Raw genomic sequence first — 16278 nt, 5'->3', positions numbered from 1 at the left:
CGACATGATCACGACGCTGGTGCTTTGGAGTCACGCGCTGGCGGCGCTGTCGTTCGGCGCCTTGGCGCTGGCGCAGGTGCGACGACCCAGCGGGCAATGGCCGCATGCCGCGTTCGTCATCGCGCTCGCGGCGACCAGCCTGTGGGCGCTCGCGGTCGCCGGCATCGATACGCGCGATGTTGCGACGCGGATCGTTATCAGTGCGCGCGACATCGCGTGGCTCGGCTTCATGCTCGCGCTCGTCCGGCGCGATCGTGCCGGCAATTATGCGCTCGGTGCCGTGTATTTCGTGGTCATGGCGCTTGCCGGAACCGCCGCGTTGCTTGCGATCGCCGGCCGGATGGGGCTCGACGCCGAGGCGTTGCGCGCAGTCGAGACCGCCCGAACGGTGTTCCGGATGATGAGCGCGGTCAGCGGCCTGGTGCTCATTCACCACCTGTACCAGGCGGCACCCCCCTCGCGGGGCGGCATCCGCCTCGTCGTGCTCGCGCTTGCCGCGATGTGGGGCGTCGACCTGTTCGTCTCCGCCGGCGTGTATTTCGCGATGCCCTGGATCCCGGTGTCGATCCTGGTGCGCGGCGTGGTGATGACCGGCGTCGCGGCGCTGCTGGTCGTCGGGGTGCATCGCAGTGGCGACTGGACGCTCGCCTTGTCGCGGCCGATCACGGCGCGCGCGCTGTCCGCGGTGGCCTTGATCGTCTACGCCGGCCTTACCGCACTCGCGACCAGCATCGCCGCCAGTTATGCAGGATCCTATGTCCGCGTCGCACAGACCGCGATCGTGTTCGGCGCAACCGCCGCCGCGCTGACGCTGCTTTCGACCCCGTGGCTGCGTGCCTGGACCAAAGTGAAGGTCGCCAAGCATCTCTTTCGTCACCGCTATGACTATCGTGCGGAATGGCAACGTTTTACCGACACGCTGGGCAAACCGGCTGTCGGCGCCGACTCGCTCCATGCCCGTGTCGTAAAGTCGGTTGCCGACCTGACCGACTCGCCGGGCGGGCTTTTGCTGGTCCATGACGGCGCCTCGCTTGGACCCGGCGCGACATGGAACTGGTTTTGTGCCGCCACCGGTCCTCAGGATGAAACGCTGGCCCGGTTTCTCGCCGGTGATGCGCGGATCGTCGAACTGGACCGTGTGCGCGCAGGCACCGCGCCGCCAGCCGATATAGCCAGCGTTCCCGCCTGGCTCCACGACTGCCCGGACGCCTGGGCGATCGTGCCGCTCATGCATGGTGGCACGCTGGCCGGCGCGATCGTGCTTGCCCGCCCGCCGGTCGACCGGGCGCTCGACTGGGAGGATTTCGACCTGCTCCGGGTGGCCGGACGGCAGGCGGCGAGCTATCTTGCCGAGGATCGCGCGCATGCGGCACTGGCCGATGCGGCGCGGTTCGACGAGTTCAACCGCCGCTTCGCGTTCATCCTTCACGATATCAAGAATCTTGTCAGCCAATTGACCCTGGTCGCGCGCAACGCCGAGCGACACGCCGACAACCCCGAATTTCGCATCGACATGGTTGCTACCCTCAAGGATTCGTCAGACCGCATGAACGCGTTGCTCGCCCGCCTCTCGCAGCACGGCCCCGTCCGCGGCGAACCGCTCCAACCGGTCGAGGTTGCGGCGATCGTCGAGCGCGTCGCGACCAGTCGGCGCGGCCAGCACCCGATCGCCGCCCGCGCTGCGCCGATCCTCGCGCTTGGTCATGCGGCGCGTCTTGAGCAGGTGCTCGGTCATCTCGTCCAGAACGCCATCGAAGCCAGCGGCGCCGACGACCCCGTCCTGATCTCGGTCGAACCGGTCGGTGACCGTATCGCGATCGACGTCATCGACCACGGTGTTGGAATGGCGCCGGGCTTCGTGCGCGACCAGTTGTTCCGCCCTTTCGTATCCTCGAAACCGACCGGCTTCGGTATCGGTGCCTTCGAAGCGCAACAACTCGTCCACGCGATGGGCGGTGCGCTGGAGGTCGTCAGCCGCGAAGGTGAGGGGACCCGGTTCCGCGTCCTGCTTCCCGCGATCGCGTCGCTGGAAGCGGCAGCGTGAGCGGCGGCCCGAGTGGCGGCCCGAGTGGCGGCCCGAGTGGCAGCGTACGGCCGGTTCTCCTGATCGTCGAGGACGACGCCGGGCTTCAGCGTCAGCTTCGCTGGGCCTATGAAGGGTATGAGATCGTGGTCGCAAGCGATCGGACGCAGGCGCTCGATGCGATCCGCGCGCATGAGCCCGCGGTCGTCACGCTCGACCTCGGCCTGCCGCCCGATCCGGACGGGGTCACCGAAGGGTTTGCCACCCTGCGCGATATTCTTGCGATGAAGCCCGATACGAAGGTGATCGTGGCGTCGGGACACGGCGCACGCGAAAGCGCGTTGCAGGCGATCGCCGACGGCGCCTGGGATTTCTACGCCAAGCCGATCGATATCGACGCGCTCGGCCTGATCGTCAGCCGTGCGTTTCATGTCCATGCGCTGGAGACCGAGAACCGCCGCCTCGCCGCGCGGATCGAAGCGGGCGGGTTCGGCGGTCTGATCAGCGCCTCCCCCGAGATGGCGGCGGTGACGCGCACGCTGGAGCGGGTCGCACCTGCCAACGTATCGGTGATGCTGCTGGGCGCCAGCGGCACCGGCAAGGAACTGCTCGCGCGCGGGCTGCATGACGCGTCGCCGCGGTCGCGGGGCAATTTCGTCGCGATCAACTGCGCGGCGATCCCCGAGACCCTGCTCGAAAGCGAGCTGTTCGGTCACGAGAAAGGCGCGTTCACGGGGGCGGTAAAGACCACCGAGGGCAAGATCGAACAGGCTGCCGGCGGCACGCTGTTCCTCGACGAAATCGGCGACGTGCCGCTCGCGCTCCAGGTGAAGCTGTTGCGGTTCCTGCAGGAGCGCGTGATCGAACGCGTCGGCGGGCGGAAAGCGATCCCGGTGGACACGCGGATCGTCTGTGCGACGCACCAGAATGTCGACGCGATGGTCGCCGACGGTCGGTTCCGCGAGGACCTGTATTACCGCCTTGCCGAGATCGTCGTGCGAATTCCGGCGCTGGCCGACCGGACCGGCGACGCGGTATTGCTCGCGCGCCACTTCGTCACGCGCTACGCCGCGTCGATGAACCCCGTCGTCACCGGCCTTGCTCCCGACGCGCGCGCTGCGATCGATGGCTGGGGCTGGCCGGGCAATGTCCGCGAACTGGAGAACCGGATCAAGCGCGCGGTGATCATGGCCGACGGCAAGCTCGTCACCGCGATCGATCTGGATCTGGACGCGAACGCAGACGAGGCGGTTTCGCTCAACCTGCGCGCGGCCCGCGAACTCGCCGATCGCAAAGCGATCCGCCAGGCACTGGCAAGAACCGACGGCAACATATCGAGCGCGTCGCGGCTGCTCGGGATCAGCCGGCCGACGCTGTACGACTTGCTGAAAAGCTACGATCTTCATGCGTGAGGCGACCTATCCTTTGTTGCGACGGCGCAAGCGGCGGCGACGGTTCAAACTGCCTGCGATGATGGCCAGCAGCCGAGCACGCGTTCTCGCGATCGCAACGCTGTGCCTGATCGTCGTCGCGATCGGCGTCTCGATCGCGATGCGATCGCCGCGGCCGGATGCGCGACGGTCGCTTGCGGATAGCCTGGCGACACTGGGCGCCGGCAATTACAGCGCAGCACGCAGCAACGCGCAGGCGGCGATCGCGGCGCAACCGAACTGGGCGATCGCGCATGCCGTGTTGGCGCGTGCGTACCTCGAACTCGGCGAGGGGCTGGCCGCGGAAGCCGAACTCTCGCGCGCGGAAAACGCCGGATTGCCGGCGAGCCGCCTGTATCAACTGCGCGCGCATGCCAGCCTGTTGCAAGGCGATCCGGACGCTGCGCTCGATCAAGCTGCCGACGCATCGCCGCGCTATGCAGCGTATGCCGCGCGCATCGTCGCGCGGGCGCTTGCCGCACAGGGCAAGACCGTCGAGGCACGTGCAGCCCTGGAGGGGCTGGTCGCCCGCGCGCCGGACGATGCGGCAGCCTGGACCGATCTCGGCCGGCTTCGCCTGACCATCGGCGATGTCGGTGGCGCAGCCGTTGCGGCGACGCGGGCCGTTGCATTGGCCTCGCGCGATCCCGCGGCCCTGACGTTGCAGGGTGAAGTGATTCGCAGTCGTTACGGCCTGATCGCGGCGTTGCCATGGTTCGAGCAGGCGTTGACGCGCGATGCCTATTATCATCCCGCGCTGATCGAATATGCGGCGACCCTCGGCGATGCGGGGCGCAATGTCGAAATGCTTGCCGTCACGCGTCGTGCGCTGCTGGCCCGGCCCGGCAGTCCTCAGGCGTTGTATCTGCAGGCGGCGCTTGCCGCGCGCGTGGGCCGGATCGATCTTGCCCGCTCACTTCTGAGAGGCGCGCGTGGCGCGGCCAACGGGCTTCCCGGAACCCTGTTGCTGTCCGGCAGCCTCGACTACGCGCAGGGCAAGTTCGAGCAGGCGGCGACGACATGGCGGCAGCTCGTCGGTATCCAGCCGCTGAACATCGCCGCACGGCGGCTGCTCGGTGCGGCGTTGCTTCGGTCGGGCGATCCGCGCGGCGCGCTCGGCATGCTGCGGCCGATCGGTGAGCGTGCCGACGCGGACACCTACTCCCTGACGCTGATCGCGCGGGCGTTCGAAGCCGTCGGCGATCGTACGTCTGCGTTGCCGTTCCTCGATCGTGCGGCCGCAGGACCCGTCGCGCCGGCTTCGGCGTTCGCGACCGACGCGGCGATCGGCGCATTGGTGGCAGAGGCGGCGACCGCGCCGGGCGATCCCACCTACGCGCTAGGCGTGATCCGCGGACAGATCGCCCAGCGCGACACCGCTGGCGCGATCGCACGTGCCCGGTCACTCGTCGCGGCGGCGGCCGGTGCGCCGGCCGCGCATCTTGCGCTGGGCGATGCGCTCGTCGCCACCGGACGATACGCCGAAGCGGCGCCGGTTTTCGCACGCGCCGCGGATCTGTCGTTCGACGAACCGACGATGCTTCGCCTGATCGATGCCCTGAGTCGGGCCGGTCGAGCCAAGGACGCGGCGACTGCGTTGGCGCTATACCTGTCGCAAAATCCGCAAAGCCTGGCGGGGCAACGCGTGCTCGGGCACTGGCAGGTCGCGGCGGGCGACTGGGATTCCGCGATCGCGACGCTGGAGGGTATCCGACGCCGGATCGGTAACCGCGATGGCGGAGTCCTTGGCGACCTCGCGCTCGCCTACGCAGGAAGCGACGATGGCGCGATCGCGGTCCGTTATGGCCGTGCCGCCTATCTGTTGTCGCCGATGAGCGCGGTCGCCGCCGATGCCTATGGCATCGCGCTTTCGGCAAACGGTGACGATGATGGGGCCCGGCAAATGCTGACCAAGGCCAATCGCCTCGCACCCGGCGACACGGTGATCGCGGGGCATCTTCGTCAACTGGGGTAGATGCCACCGACCAGCCTGATGCTGGCTAAGGTACTGGCTACGGTACTGGCTGGGCGCTTGTCACGACCGGATCACGCGGCCAAGAGCATGCCATGACCGACCCGCTGGACCGTATCGCCGCTGCGCTCGAACGCCTTTCGCCGCCGCCATCGCCGCCGGTCGATCTGCGCGCTCACCCGGCCTATGTCTGGCGTGACGGTGCGCTGGTAGCGGCGCGTGGGTTCGCGCCGCTACCCCTCGACAGGCTGATAGGGATTGATCGGCAGAAGACGTCGCTGGCCGCCAACCTCGACCGTCTCGCCAAGGGACATGCCGCGCAGGACGTGCTGCTATGGGGTGCGCGCGGCACGGGCAAGTCTGCGCTCGTAAAAAGCGCGATCGCCGCGATCCAGGCGGGTGACGGTAATCTCGCGCTGGTCGAAATTGCGGCGCTCGATAGCCTGTCGACGCTGTTTGCGATGCTCGCGACCATCGATCGTGCGTTCGCGGTGTTTATCGACGATCTCGGTTTCGACGTACCTGCCGACGCGCGCGCGCTGCGATCGGTCTTGGAAGGGGGCGCCGAACCGCGACCTGCCAACGTGCGCCTGCTGGTAACCGCGAACCGCCGGCATCTCGCGCCACGCGATATCGCCGAACAGGAAAGTGCGATCAATCCGCGCGATTCCGCAGACGATCATCTGGCCTTGGCCGACCGATTCGGTCTGAGCCTTGGATTTCATGCGATGGATCAGGAAACGTATCTTGCGATCGTCGCGACCTATGCAGCGCTTTACGATCTGAGTTTCGAGCCGGGCGACGCCATCGGCTGGGCGACGCGACGTGGCAGCCGTTCGGGCCGGGTCGCGTGGCAGTATGTCATCGATCTCGCGGGGCGGATGGGAAAGAGCGTTTAAGTCGCCCGCTTTCCAAATGATTTCCGGCCGAACGAACGGGCCGGCGCCGAGGCGCCGGCCCTGACAACCTTAGTTGCTGTCCGAATCGTCGTTGTTGTCGTCCTTGACGATCGCGATGACGCCGATCGCTGCAACGCCTGCTGCGATCAGGATGGCGAAGATGCCGCCGCCGCCGCCGCCCAGTTCGCTCTTACCGGCGGTTGCCGACCCGACGCGTGCGTTCGCGACCGACAGGCTCGCAGGAGCAGCCGATGCCGCAACCGAGGTGGTCATCATTGCGACAGCAAGTGCGCTGCCGGTAAGGGCCTTGAGCTTCATAAACATCTCCACAATAAACGAACCGAACTGCCGCAACGCAACAGTCACACAGTGGTTCCGCTATTGAACAAACGCCGAAAAGTCCAGATAAATCTAGTTTAAGCGGCGCCGTCGACCATTTCTGCAAGTTCGAGCCAGCGCAGTTCCGCCGCTTCCTTCTCGGCGCGGGCCTGCTCGATCGCCGCCGTCAGTTTCGCGAATGTCGCGTGGTCGCGCATGTACAGATCGGGCTTGGCAAGCTTGGCCGCATCCGCCGCCATCTGCGCGTCGAGTTCCTCGATCCGCTTCGGGAGCAATTCGTAATCGCGCTGGTCCTTGTAGGTCAGCTTGGCACGCGGGGCGGCTGCGGCTGCGGCCGGGGCGGTGGCGGAGACCTTCTTCGACGCGCGCTTGCCGGTCGTGGTCGACACGCGGCGCTTTTCCCAGTCCTCATACCCGCCGGCGACCACGTCGACCGTGCCCGAGCCGTCGAGCCCGAGCGTGATCGTGACGGTCCGGTCGAGGAAGTCGCGGTCATGGCTGACGATCAGCACGGTGCCGTCGTAATCGCCGATCACCTCCTGCAACAGGTCGAGCGTCTCGAGGTCGAGATCGTTGGTCGGCTCGTCGAGCACCAGCAGGTTCGACGGCTTGGCGAGCTCACGCGCGAGCAGCAGGCGTGACCGCTCGCCCCCCGACAGCGAGCCGATCTTCGCGTCGACCATGTTCGGATCGAACAGGAAGTCCTTCAGATACCCGTGGATATGCTTGCGCACGCCGAGCACGTCGATCCACTCGCCGCCGTCGACGACGACTTCGCGGACCGTCTTCTCGGGCGCCATCAGGCTGCGCTGCTGGTCGATCACGACAGCGTCCAGGGTCTGGGCCAGCTTGATCGAGCCGCTGTCGGGCTGGATCTCGCCGGTGAGCAGCTTCAACAGCGTCGACTTGCCCGCGCCGTTGCGGCCGACTATGCCGATGCGGTCGCCGCGGGTGACCCGCAGCGTCAGGTCGCCGATGATCGTGCGGTCGCCGTAGGCCTTGGTGACGTTCTTGGCGTCGATCACGACCTTCGTCTTGGAGTCGTCGCTGCTGGTCGTCAGGTTCGCAGAGCCCTGCGGCCCGATCATCGACGCGCGTTCGGCGCGCATCTCGTGCAGCTTGGTGAGACGCCCCTGGTTGCGCTTGCGACGGCCGGTGACGCCGCGCAGCAGCCAATGCTCCTCGAGCTTGAGGCGTGCATCGAGCTTCTCGGCCTGGCGCTGTTCCTCGGCATAGACCTGCTCGGTCCACGCCTCGAAGCCGCCGAAACCGACTTCCGCACGGCGTATCGCACCGCGATCTAGCCACAAGGTCTGCTTGGTGAGCCGCGTCAGGAAGGTACGGTCATGGCTGATGACGACGAACGCGCCGCGGAAGCGCTTGAGCCACTCCTCGATCCACTCGATCGCGCCGATATCGAGATGGTTGGTCGGCTCGTCGAGCAGCAGCACGTCGGGGTCCTGCGACAGCGCGCGGACGATCGCCGCGCGGCGTCGCTCGCCGCCCGATGCGGAGGCAGCCTCGCGCGACAGGTCGATGCCGAGCTGATCGGCGATCGAATCCGCCTCGTAGTTCACCGGCGCATCGTCGCCCGCCATCACGTAATCGCGCAGCGTCGCGAAGCCGCGCAGATCGGGCTCCTGTTCGAGGATCACGACGCGGGTGCCGGGGACGATCACCCTGCGGCCCTCGTCGGCGATCACGCTGCCGCCGAGCAGTTTGAGCAGAGTTGTCTTGCCGGCGCCGTTGCGGCCGATCAGCGCGAGCCGGTCGCGCGGTCCGATATGGATGTCGAGATTGCGAAAGAGCCAGCCGGAGCCCTGGACGAGCCCGAGGCCTTCGAATGCTAAGATTGGTGCTGCCATGTCCGCGCCACGTAGGGGGGCGAAGTGATGCAGGCAAGTTACACCTCGCAGGGCTTCGTGCTGTCGCGCGCCTGTCGCGATCATTCACAGGCTGTTCAATGCCGGGGCCCTATGCCACGGCCATGAAGATGTTGCTATTTCTTGCGACCCTGGCCGCGGCGCCTTTGCTGATGGGTGCCGCACCGATGCTGGCGGGCGACCCTCCACAGCGTCGCAGCGATCAGATGTCGGCATTGCAGGCGCGCCGGACCGGCGCCCCCTCGCTGCGCGAGATAGAATCGCGCGTGATCCCGACGATGAAGGGCGCGCAGTATCTCGGCTCGGACTATGATTCGGGCAGCGCCATTTACACGCTGAAATTCCTGCGCGATGGAACCGTCATCTGGGTCGACGTCGATGGCCGCAACGGCCAGATCGTCGGCCGCACGGGTCGCTGAAAACCCCAATCGAGAGGACTATCATGCGCGTTCTGATCGTCGAGGACGAGCCGAATCTCGGCCAGCAGTTGAAGAATACCCTGGAGGGGGCCGGCTATGCGATCGATCTGGCGGTCGATGGCGAAGAGGGACATTTCCTCGGCTCGACCGAGAATTACGACGCGGTCGTGCTCGATCTCGGCCTCCCCGAGATCGACGGGCTGACCGTGCTCGATCGCTGGCGCAAGGAGGGCAAGACGATGCCCGTGCTGGTGCTGACCGCACGCGACAGCTGGTCCGACAAGGTCGCCGGCCTCGATGCGGGCGCCGACGATTACGTCGCCAAGCCGTTCCAGAGCGAGGAGCTGATCGCGCGTCTGCGGGCGCTGATCCGTCGTGCGAGCGGCAACGCCTCGTCCGAGCTGACCGCGGGCGATATCCGCCTCGACACGCGCAGCGGCAAGGTCACGCGCGCCGGCGAGCCGGTCAAGCTGACCGCGCAGGAATACAAGCTTCTCAGCTACCTGCTCCATCACAAGGGCAAGGTCGTCAGCCGCACCGAGCTGATCGAGCATATCTACGACCAGGATTTCGATCGCGATTCGAACACGATCGAGGTGTTCGTGACGCGCATCCGCAAGAAGCTCGGCCAGGACGTGATCACGACGATCCGCGGCCTCGGCTACAGCCTCGAAGATCCGGACGCCTGATCGTCCCACGATGGAAACGCCGCCGCTGACAGAGACGCCGATCCGCGTGCCGGCGGCCGTGAAGGGATCGCTGTCGCGGCGGATGATCCTGATCGCGGCGGTATGGATCGTCGTGCTGCTCAGCGGCGGCGGGTTCGCGCTCGACCGCGTGCTGAGCCAGGCGGTGACGCGCAATTTCGACGACCAGCTCGAATATGTCCTGCGCTCGCTGTTGAACTCGGCCGAGATCGGACCCGAGGGCGAAGTGATCTTCTCGCGCGATGCCGCGGCCGACCAGCGCTTCGTCGAACCCTATTCGGGTCTCTACTGGCAGGTGTCGGGCAAGGGGCGCGAGGATTTCCCGTCGCGGTCGCTGTGGGATCGCAAGCTCGCGTTCGGCGGCCCGCACGACGACCGCAACGCGCATTTCTACGACAGCAACCAGTTTCCCGACGAAAAGCTGCGAATCGTCGAGCGCGACGCGGTCATTCCCGGCTCCCAGGTGCATTGGCGGTTCCAGGTCGCGCAGAGCCGCGATGGGCTCGATGCGCAGATCACCACCTTGCGCCGCACGCTGGTCCGCAGCTTCGCGTTGCTGGGGCTCGGACTGATCATCATGGCGGCGCTCCAGACCTTCTACGGGCTCTGGCCGCTGCGGCGGGTGCGCGAGGAGATCGCCCGGATGCGCGCTGGCCAGTCGAACCGCGTGTCGAGCGCGATGCCGGTCGAGGTCGCGCCGATGGTCGAGGAACTCAACGCGCTGATCGAGCATAACGAGCGTCAGGCCGAGGAGGCGCGCCGCCACGCCGGCAATCTCGCGCACGCGCTCAAGACCCCGCTGACGGTCATCATGAACGCCGCCACTGCGCAGTCCGACGACCTCGCCGACACGGTGATCCGCGAGGCGCGGACGATGCGCCGGCAGGTGGATCACCACCTCGCGCGCGCGCGGGCGGTTGGCCGACGCGGTTCCGCCCACAGCCGTGCGGACGTCTGGCCTAGCCTCGAATCGGTCGAGCGCGCGGTTGGACGGTTGTATCGGCATGTGCGGATCGACGTGACCGGGCCGCGCGGGCTTCAGGTCCATGTCGAACGGCAGGATCTCGACGAGATGCTCGGCAATCTGATCGAGAACGCTGCGAAATATGGTGGTGGCAGCGTGTTCGTGACGGTCGGCGCGCAGTCGGGCTTCGTCGAATTCCTGGTTGAGGATGACGGCGTCGGCATTCCCGAAGAGGAACGTGTCCGAATCTTCGACCGCGGCGTGCGGCTGGATACGGGGAAGCCGGGGACTGGGCTGGGGCTGGCGATCGTTCGGGACGTCGCGGAAATCTATGAGGGAACGGTCGCGCTTGAGGAGAGCGAAGACCTGGGCGGCCTGCTCGTGCGGCTGAGACTACCCGCGGCCAACTGACCTTCTCACGGTCCTCTCTCGCCAGGGGGAGGTGGCTGGCGCTTGCCAGACGGAGGGGGAGGTAAGGGTAACCTTACGTTCCGTGTCCTCCCCCTCCGTCGCCTGCGGCGCCACCTCCCCCTGGCGGGGGAGGATCAAGGTCAGGTCATCCCCGCGACCGCGCCTGGCGGTAGGTGCCCAACACCCGCAGCCATTTCGAATGGAACCCCAGTTCCTCCAGCGCATGGTCGAGGTTCGCGTCGCCCGGCTTGCCGACCACGTCCGCATAGAATTCCGTCGCCGAGAAACTACCGTTGCGCTGGTAGCTCTCCAGCTTGGTGATGTTCACCCCGTTGGTGGCGAACCCGCCGACCGCCTTGTAGAGCGCTGCAGGGACGTTCTTCACCTCGAAGATCAGCGTCGTCATCCATTCGCCACCGACCGGCTCCTGCGCCGCGGGCGGCTTGCCGCCCCGTGCCAGCACCACGAACCGCGTCGTATTGTGATCGGCATCGGCGATGTCGGTCGCGAGCAGCTCAAGCCCGTACAGCCCGGCAGCGGCAGGCGGCGCCAACGCGGCGATCGCCGGATCGGCGAGTTCGGCGACCTTGGCCGCAGCCCCGGCGGTGTCGGGATAGCTTACCGGCTCGATTCCGTGCGCCTTCAGCCAATGCCGGCACTGCCCGAGCGCCTGCGGATGGCTCATCGCCTGGCGGATGCCGTCGCGTGGCCCAGCGCCCATCAGCGCATGGCGGATCGGCAGGAAATGCTCGCCGGTGATGACGAGCCCCGATTCGGGCAGCAGGAAATGAATGTCGGCGACCCGGCCGTGCAGCGAATTCTCGATCGGAATGATCGCGCAATCGGCGCGGCCGTCCTTCACCGCGTCGATCGCGTCGGAGAAATCGAAGCAGGGCAGGGGCAGGCCGTCCGGGAATGCCTCGACTGCCGCGACATGGCTGTTGGCGCCCGGCGCACCCTGGAACGCGACGGCGCGAGCGGGGTCTGCTGCAGCGGCTTCGGTCATCCGCGCGACGATCGGGCGGGCGGGTACGGCGAAGTTTTCCATGCCCCCAGCGCCTAAGGCGCGCTGCCTGCCTGTTCAACCCGGGTAAAAGGGCCGCCGTGCGCCATACAAGCGCAGCTTGCGGTGCGCGCCCGCCTTTTCTATGGCTGTCCCAAACAGAACAGGGCGGATGCGCAAGATGGACAATCGGACCAATACGATCGCCGGCTGGGTGCTCGCAGGCTGTGGTGCGGCGCTCGGGCTGTCGATCGTCGGTGGGATGTTGTTCCACGGCGAGCGACCCGAGAAGATGGGCTACGCGATCGAGGGCGTCGTCGAGGAAGGCGCTGGCGGTGCCGCCGCCGAAGTGCCGATCGCCTCGCTGCTGCCGACCGCCGACGCCGCCAAGGGCGCCGAAGTGTTCAAGAAGTGCGCGGCCTGCCACACCATCAACCAGGGCGGTGCGAACGGTGTCGGCCCGAACCTGTACGGGACGCTCGGCGAAGCGATCGCCAAGGGCAAGGGCGGGTACGCCTTCTCCGCGGCGCTGGCCGGCGTCGGCGGTACCTGGGACTTCGACAAGATGAACGCGTGGCTGACGTCGCCGCGCAAGTTCGCCAACGGCACCAAGATGACGTTCGCGGGCTTGGGCAACGCGCAGGACCGTGCGAACGTGATCCTGTACCTCAACCAGCAGGGTTCGAACCTGCCGCTCCCCGCGGCCCCCGCGGCGGGCGCTGCACCGGCGGCTAAGGATGCGGCCGCGGAAGATCAGCCTGCGACCGCGAATGCAGCGGAGGCCGCAGCCACCGAAGGTGCGCCGACCGCCGACATCGCCAACACCGGCACGCCCGCCTCGGGTGCACCGTCGGTCGATCCCGAAGCAGCCCGCAAGGGTGCCCGCTCGGAGAAGTAATCGCTAATGGCCGGGATGACCGGCAAGGCTTTATCTTCCCCCCTCGGTGGGGGAGGATAGGTCCAGGATACAGGGCGTCGTCTACGTTCCAATCCCGCTCGATTCCGTCATCCCGGCGGAAGCCGGGACCCACGGTTGCGGTCAGCGTCATAAGCGGACGCTCCGTGTCCATGGGTCCCGGCGTGCGCCGGGATGACGGAGTGGGTGGTAGTGGGAGCCGCGAGTAAACTCAGCCCTCGGCGGCTTCCTTCTCCGCCCGCTCACGATAGAACGACTGCACCGCGTCCCAGGCCTCGTCGGCTGTCTCGACGTAGCGGAAGATCGACAGGTCCTTCTCGCTGACGACGCCTTCCTCGACCAGCGCATCGAAATTCACGACCCGCTCCCAGAAGCTCCGCCCGAACAACAGCACCGGAATCGGCTGAATCTTGCCCGTCTGGATCAGCGTCAGCAGCTCGAACAGCTCGTCGAACGTCCCGAACCCGCCCGGAAACGCCGCCAGCGCCCGCGCATGCAGCAGGAAGTGCATTTTCCTGAGCGCGAAATAGTGGAACTGCACCGACAGCGACGGGGTGACGTACGGGTTCGGCGCCTGCTCGTGCGGCAGGACTATGTTGAGGCCGATCGACTCGGCGCCGACGTCGTCCGCGCCGCGGTTCGCCGCTTCCATGATCGACGGACCGCCGCCCGAGCACACCACGAACTGCCGCCAGCCCCGCTCGTCGCGCGGCAGCACGCTGACCTTGGCCGCGAGTTCACGCGCGACGTCGTAATATTTCGACTTCTCGACCAGCCGCTCGGCGATCTTCTTCGACTTCTCGTCGGTCGCCAGCGCCAGCAATGCCTGTGCCTTCGACGGCTCGGGAATACGTGCCGAGCCATAGAACACGAACGTCGAGCCGATCTTCGCCTCGTCGAGGACGAGTTCGGTCTTCAGCAATTCGAGCTGGAACCGCACCGGCCGCAGGTCTTCGCGCAACAGGAAATCCATGTCCTGGAAGGCGAGCCGGTAATGCGGGTGCTGCGTCTGGGGAGTGGAAACGGAGTCCTTGGCGGTCTCGGCGTCCTGGCTGGCGTTGGGGAAAACGCGTGTCGGTATACGTGTATCGGTCATTCAGGCGCGATTAGAGGAAAGGGGCAGGGAGGGCTAGACTGAGTCACCCAAAGTCCTGTCATTCAAGCAACCGTCATCTCAGCGAAAGCTGGGATCCAGGGTTGCGGACCGCAACGCTTTTGGCCCTGGATCCTGGGTCAAGCCCAGGATGACGGAGTTGTTCGGGCTAGCGGCAAAACCCCGCACGATCGTCTTCGAGGTGCAGGTGGTTGCGGTGCGCCGCGTTGTAGTCGGGGCTGAGCACCGTTCCGAACCGCTTGCACGCCGAGGCGCGGATCGTCTGGAGGAACTGCCGAACCTGCGGATCGGGCGAATTCCAGTCGTTCAGCACGGTGATTCGCCGCCCGTCCTTCAGCACGAATCCACCGACATCGATCGCGTTGGCGATCGCATGCCCGGAGCGCCGGCTCGCATTGCGTGCCGAACCGACGACGTTGCGGCAGGAATAGCTCCCCATGCTGTCGATCCGCGCGAGTTCGCTGCCGAGCATCTGATAGGCGGCGGGTGCCACCGCGTTGCGCGTCCAGCCGATAAACGTGCGTGCCGCGCCGCACCGGACCGCGGTGAGGTTGGCGACGGGCACGCCGATATCGACTAGCTTGACGGTGCCTGCGAGCCCGCAACCGGGGCCAGTCTCGCGGTCGGGCAGGACCTGGAACGATACGTGGAGTTGGCGGAGATCGGCAAGGCACTGCGCGGTCTCGCGGTTGCTCGGGACGGAGAGGTTGGGGCGTGTCTGAGTAGGGGCAGTGGGACGATCGGCACGTCCGCACGCGACTAAGGTGAGCGTGAGCGCAACCAGTACCACCCACTCCGCCATGCCGGGCCTGTTCCGGCATCCACCCATCATCTTGTCCCCCATGCCGATGGTCGTGCGGCACCGTAGACCCCGGAACAAGCCCGGGGTGACGGAGTGAGTTTGGCGCACGGTAGGGCGAGTCCCATCGCCACGTGCGCTGGGTCGAACGCGGTTGACACCCCCGCGAACGCCGCTAGGGCCGGCGACGGGCCACGCGGTCCCAACGCCGCGCGTGCTCTCTGTGAGGAGAGATACATGATTGATACGACCTACGCACCCGCTACAGATGCGCCTGCGCTGCCCGCTACGAAGCCGGCACGTCCCTTTTTCAGCTCCGGTCCCTGCGCGAAACCTCCGGGTTGGTCTGCGGACAAGCTCGCCACCGAGTCGCTCGGTCGCTCGCATCGCTCGAAGATCGGCAAGACCCGCCTCCAGTACAGCATCGACCTGATGCGCGAACTGTTGAAGCTCCCCGATACGCACCGCATCGGCATCGTCCCCGGCTCCGACACCGGCGCGTACGAGATGGCGATGTGGACGATGCTGGGCGCCAAGCCGGTCACCGCGCTCGCCTGGGAAAGCTTCGGCGAGGGCTGGGTGACCGATGCGGTCAAGCAGCTCAAGATCGATCCCACCGTGATCCGCGCCGATTACGGCCAGCTCCCTGATCTGGACGCGGTCGACTGGTCGAACGACGTGCTGTTCACCTGGAACGGCACTACCAGCGGCGTGCGCGTGCCGAACGCGGACTGGATCCCGGACGACCGCGAGGGGTTTTCGTTCGCCGATGCGACGTCGGGCGTGTTCGCGTACGATATCGACTGGGCCAAGATCGATGTGGCCACCTTCTCGTGGCAGAAGGTGCTCGGCGGAGAGGGCGCGCACGGCGTGCTGATCCTTGGGCCTCGCGCGGTCGAGCGGCTCGAGACCTACACACCCGCCTGGCCGTTGCCGAAGGTGTTCCGCCTCGTCTCTAAGGGCAAGCTCGCCGAGGGCGTGTTCAAGGGCGAGACGATCAACACCCCGTCGATGCTGGCGGTCGAGGATGCGATCTTCAGTCTCGAATGGGCGAAGTCGCTTGGTGAAGATGGCTTGATCAAGCGGTCGGATGCGAATGCTGCGGCACTCGACAAGATCGTGGCGGAGCGGGATTGGCTCGGCCATCTCGCGGTCGATCCAGCGACGCGGTCGAAGACCAGCGTGTGCCTGACGGTCGAGGGTGCCGACGAGGCGTTGATCAAGGCGATGGCGTCTGCGCTGGAGAAAGCGGGCGCGGCCTACGACGTGGCGGGCTACCGCGACGCGCCCCCGGGCCTGCGGATCTGGTGCGGCGCGACCGTCGACACCGCCGACATCGTAGCGCTCGGGCCCTGGCTCGACTGGGCCTACGCGACCGCCAAGGCGGCCTAAACACAAT

Annotated in this window: 14 protein-coding genes; 9 read left to right on the top strand and 5 right to left on the bottom strand. The window is 66.8% G+C overall.

What is annotated here, in order from left to right; translation table 11 throughout:
* The first annotated feature begins 4 nt into the window (after nucleotides 1-4).
* From prsK to SPHN_RS11840, 4 genes are all read left to right on the top strand, one after another.
* Complete coding sequence (prsK, locus tag SPHN_RS11855; RefSeq protein ID WP_248523554.1) at nucleotides 5-2044, top strand: XrtA/PEP-CTERM system histidine kinase PrsK; 2040 nt, start codon at nucleotides 5-7, stop codon at nucleotides 2042-2044.
* Complete coding sequence (gene prsR / locus SPHN_RS11850; protein WP_248523552.1) at nucleotides 2041-3435, top strand: PEP-CTERM-box response regulator transcription factor; 1395 nt, start codon at nucleotides 2041-2043, stop codon at nucleotides 3433-3435. The genes prsK and prsR overlap by 4 nt, the downstream gene beginning before the upstream one ends.
* A complete protein-coding gene (locus tag SPHN_RS11845) occupies nucleotides 3428-5428 on the top strand; it encodes a tetratricopeptide repeat protein (protein WP_248523550.1) in 2001 nt (666 codons plus the stop codon). The genes prsR and SPHN_RS11845 overlap by 8 nt, the downstream gene beginning before the upstream one ends.
* A 92-nt stretch (nucleotides 5429-5520) precedes the next feature.
* A complete protein-coding gene (locus tag SPHN_RS11840) occupies nucleotides 5521-6324 on the top strand; it encodes an ATP-binding protein (RefSeq protein WP_248523548.1) in 804 nt (267 codons plus the stop codon).
* Between the two features lie 69 nt (nucleotides 6325-6393).
* Here the strand turns inward: SPHN_RS11840 and SPHN_RS11835 are convergent, their stop codons facing one another.
* Together SPHN_RS11835 and SPHN_RS11830 are read right to left on the bottom strand one after the other, a co-directional pair.
* The gene (locus SPHN_RS11835; protein WP_248523546.1) at nucleotides 6394-6642 is read right to left on the bottom strand and encodes a hypothetical protein; all 249 of its coding nucleotides are present in this window, start codon (nucleotides 6640-6642) and stop codon (nucleotides 6394-6396) included.
* A gap of 98 nt (nucleotides 6643-6740) precedes the next feature.
* Complete coding sequence (locus SPHN_RS11830) at nucleotides 6741-8528, bottom strand: ABC-F family ATP-binding cassette domain-containing protein (RefSeq protein WP_248523544.1); 1788 nt, start codon at nucleotides 8526-8528, stop codon at nucleotides 6741-6743.
* 122 nt (nucleotides 8529-8650) lie between these two features.
* Here SPHN_RS11830 and SPHN_RS11825 point away from each other — a divergent pair, with 122 nt between their 5' ends.
* The 3 genes from SPHN_RS11825 (at nucleotide 8651) to SPHN_RS11815 (ending at nucleotide 11047) form a co-directional block, all read left to right on the top strand.
* Nucleotides 8651-8965 (top strand): hypothetical protein, encoded by a 315-nt coding sequence (locus SPHN_RS11825; RefSeq protein WP_248523542.1) that lies wholly within the window; start codon nucleotides 8651-8653, stop codon nucleotides 8963-8965.
* A 23-nt stretch (nucleotides 8966-8988) separates the two neighbouring features.
* Nucleotides 8989-9654: a response regulator transcription factor gene (locus SPHN_RS11820; protein ID WP_056061146.1), complete on the top strand. Its 666-nt coding sequence runs from the start codon at nucleotides 8989-8991 to the stop codon at nucleotides 9652-9654.
* Nucleotides 9655-9736: 82 nt separating this feature from the next.
* Nucleotides 9737-11047, top strand: coding sequence for an ATP-binding protein (locus SPHN_RS11815; protein ID WP_432715086.1), 1311 nt, complete (start codon nucleotides 9737-9739; stop codon nucleotides 11045-11047).
* Between the two features lie 145 nt (nucleotides 11048-11192).
* On the opposite strand, the gene SPHN_RS11810 is transcribed toward SPHN_RS11815, so the two are convergent.
* A complete protein-coding gene (locus SPHN_RS11810) occupies nucleotides 11193-12095 on the bottom strand; it encodes a prephenate dehydratase (protein ID WP_248523537.1) in 903 nt (300 codons plus the stop codon).
* A gap of 136 nt (nucleotides 12096-12231) precedes the next feature.
* Here SPHN_RS11810 and SPHN_RS11805 point away from each other — a divergent pair, with 136 nt between their 5' ends.
* Nucleotides 12232-12948 carry a c-type cytochrome gene (locus SPHN_RS11805; protein WP_248523535.1) on the top strand — a complete coding sequence of 239 codons (717 nt, stop codon included), beginning with the start codon at nucleotides 12232-12234 and terminating at the stop codon, nucleotides 12946-12948.
* A gap of 229 nt (nucleotides 12949-13177) precedes the next feature.
* On the opposite strand, the gene SPHN_RS11800 is transcribed toward SPHN_RS11805, so the two are convergent.
* Nucleotides 13178-14062 carry a TIGR00730 family Rossman fold protein gene (locus SPHN_RS11800; RefSeq protein ID WP_248523533.1) on the bottom strand — a complete coding sequence of 295 codons (885 nt, stop codon included), beginning with the start codon at nucleotides 14060-14062 and terminating at the stop codon, nucleotides 13178-13180.
* A gap of 166 nt (nucleotides 14063-14228) precedes the next feature.
* Nucleotides 14229-14882, bottom strand: a complete 654-nt coding sequence (locus tag SPHN_RS11795; RefSeq protein WP_248523683.1) for an extensin family protein — start codon at nucleotides 14880-14882, stop codon at nucleotides 14229-14231.
* A gap of 234 nt (nucleotides 14883-15116) precedes the next feature.
* Between SPHN_RS11795 and SPHN_RS11790 the strand changes: the two genes are divergently transcribed.
* On the top strand, nucleotides 15117-16271 hold the full coding sequence (locus SPHN_RS11790; protein WP_248523531.1) for a phosphoserine transaminase: 1155 nt from the start codon (nucleotides 15117-15119) through the stop codon (nucleotides 16269-16271).
* Nucleotides 16272-16278 lie beyond the last annotated feature (7 nt).

Source organism: Sphingomonas faeni (assembly GCF_023195535.1).
GTDB lineage: Bacteria > Pseudomonadota > Alphaproteobacteria > Sphingomonadales > Sphingomonadaceae > Sphingomonas > Sphingomonas faeni_B.
Note: the sequence above shows the minus strand (reverse complement) of the source record. Positions and strands in the feature narration are given on the sequence as shown.

Coding starts and splice junctions, on each gene's coding strand:
- SPHN_RS11790 (WP_248523531.1), top strand. CDS start 15,117: ATGATTGATACGACCTACGCACCCGCTACAGATGCGCCTGCGCTGCCC.
- SPHN_RS11830 (WP_248523544.1), bottom strand. CDS start 8,528: ATGGCAGCACCAATCTTAGCATTCGAAGGCCTCGGGCTCGTCCAGGGC.
- SPHN_RS11840 (WP_248523548.1), top strand. CDS start 5,521: ATGACCGACCCGCTGGACCGTATCGCCGCTGCGCTCGAACGCCTTTCG.
- SPHN_RS11800 (WP_248523533.1), bottom strand. CDS start 14,062: ATGACCGATACACGTATACCGACACGCGTTTTCCCCAACGCCAGCCAG.
- SPHN_RS11820 (WP_056061146.1), top strand. CDS start 8,989: ATGCGCGTTCTGATCGTCGAGGACGAGCCGAATCTCGGCCAGCAGTTG.
- SPHN_RS11845 (WP_248523550.1), top strand. CDS start 3,428: ATGCGTGAGGCGACCTATCCTTTGTTGCGACGGCGCAAGCGGCGGCGA.
- SPHN_RS11795 (WP_248523683.1), bottom strand. CDS start 14,882: ATGGCGGAGTGGGTGGTACTGGTTGCGCTCACGCTCACCTTAGTCGCG.
- SPHN_RS11835 (WP_248523546.1), bottom strand. CDS start 6,642: ATGAAGCTCAAGGCCCTTACCGGCAGCGCACTTGCTGTCGCAATGATG.
- SPHN_RS11825 (WP_248523542.1), top strand. CDS start 8,651: ATGAAGATGTTGCTATTTCTTGCGACCCTGGCCGCGGCGCCTTTGCTG.
- SPHN_RS11810 (WP_248523537.1), bottom strand. CDS start 12,095: ATGGAAAACTTCGCCGTACCCGCCCGCCCGATCGTCGCGCGGATGACC.
- SPHN_RS11815 (WP_432715086.1), top strand. CDS start 9,737: ATGATCCTGATCGCGGCGGTATGGATCGTCGTGCTGCTCAGCGGCGGC.
- SPHN_RS11805 (WP_248523535.1), top strand. CDS start 12,232: ATGGACAATCGGACCAATACGATCGCCGGCTGGGTGCTCGCAGGCTGT.
- prsK (WP_248523554.1), top strand. CDS start 5: ATGATCACGACGCTGGTGCTTTGGAGTCACGCGCTGGCGGCGCTGTCG.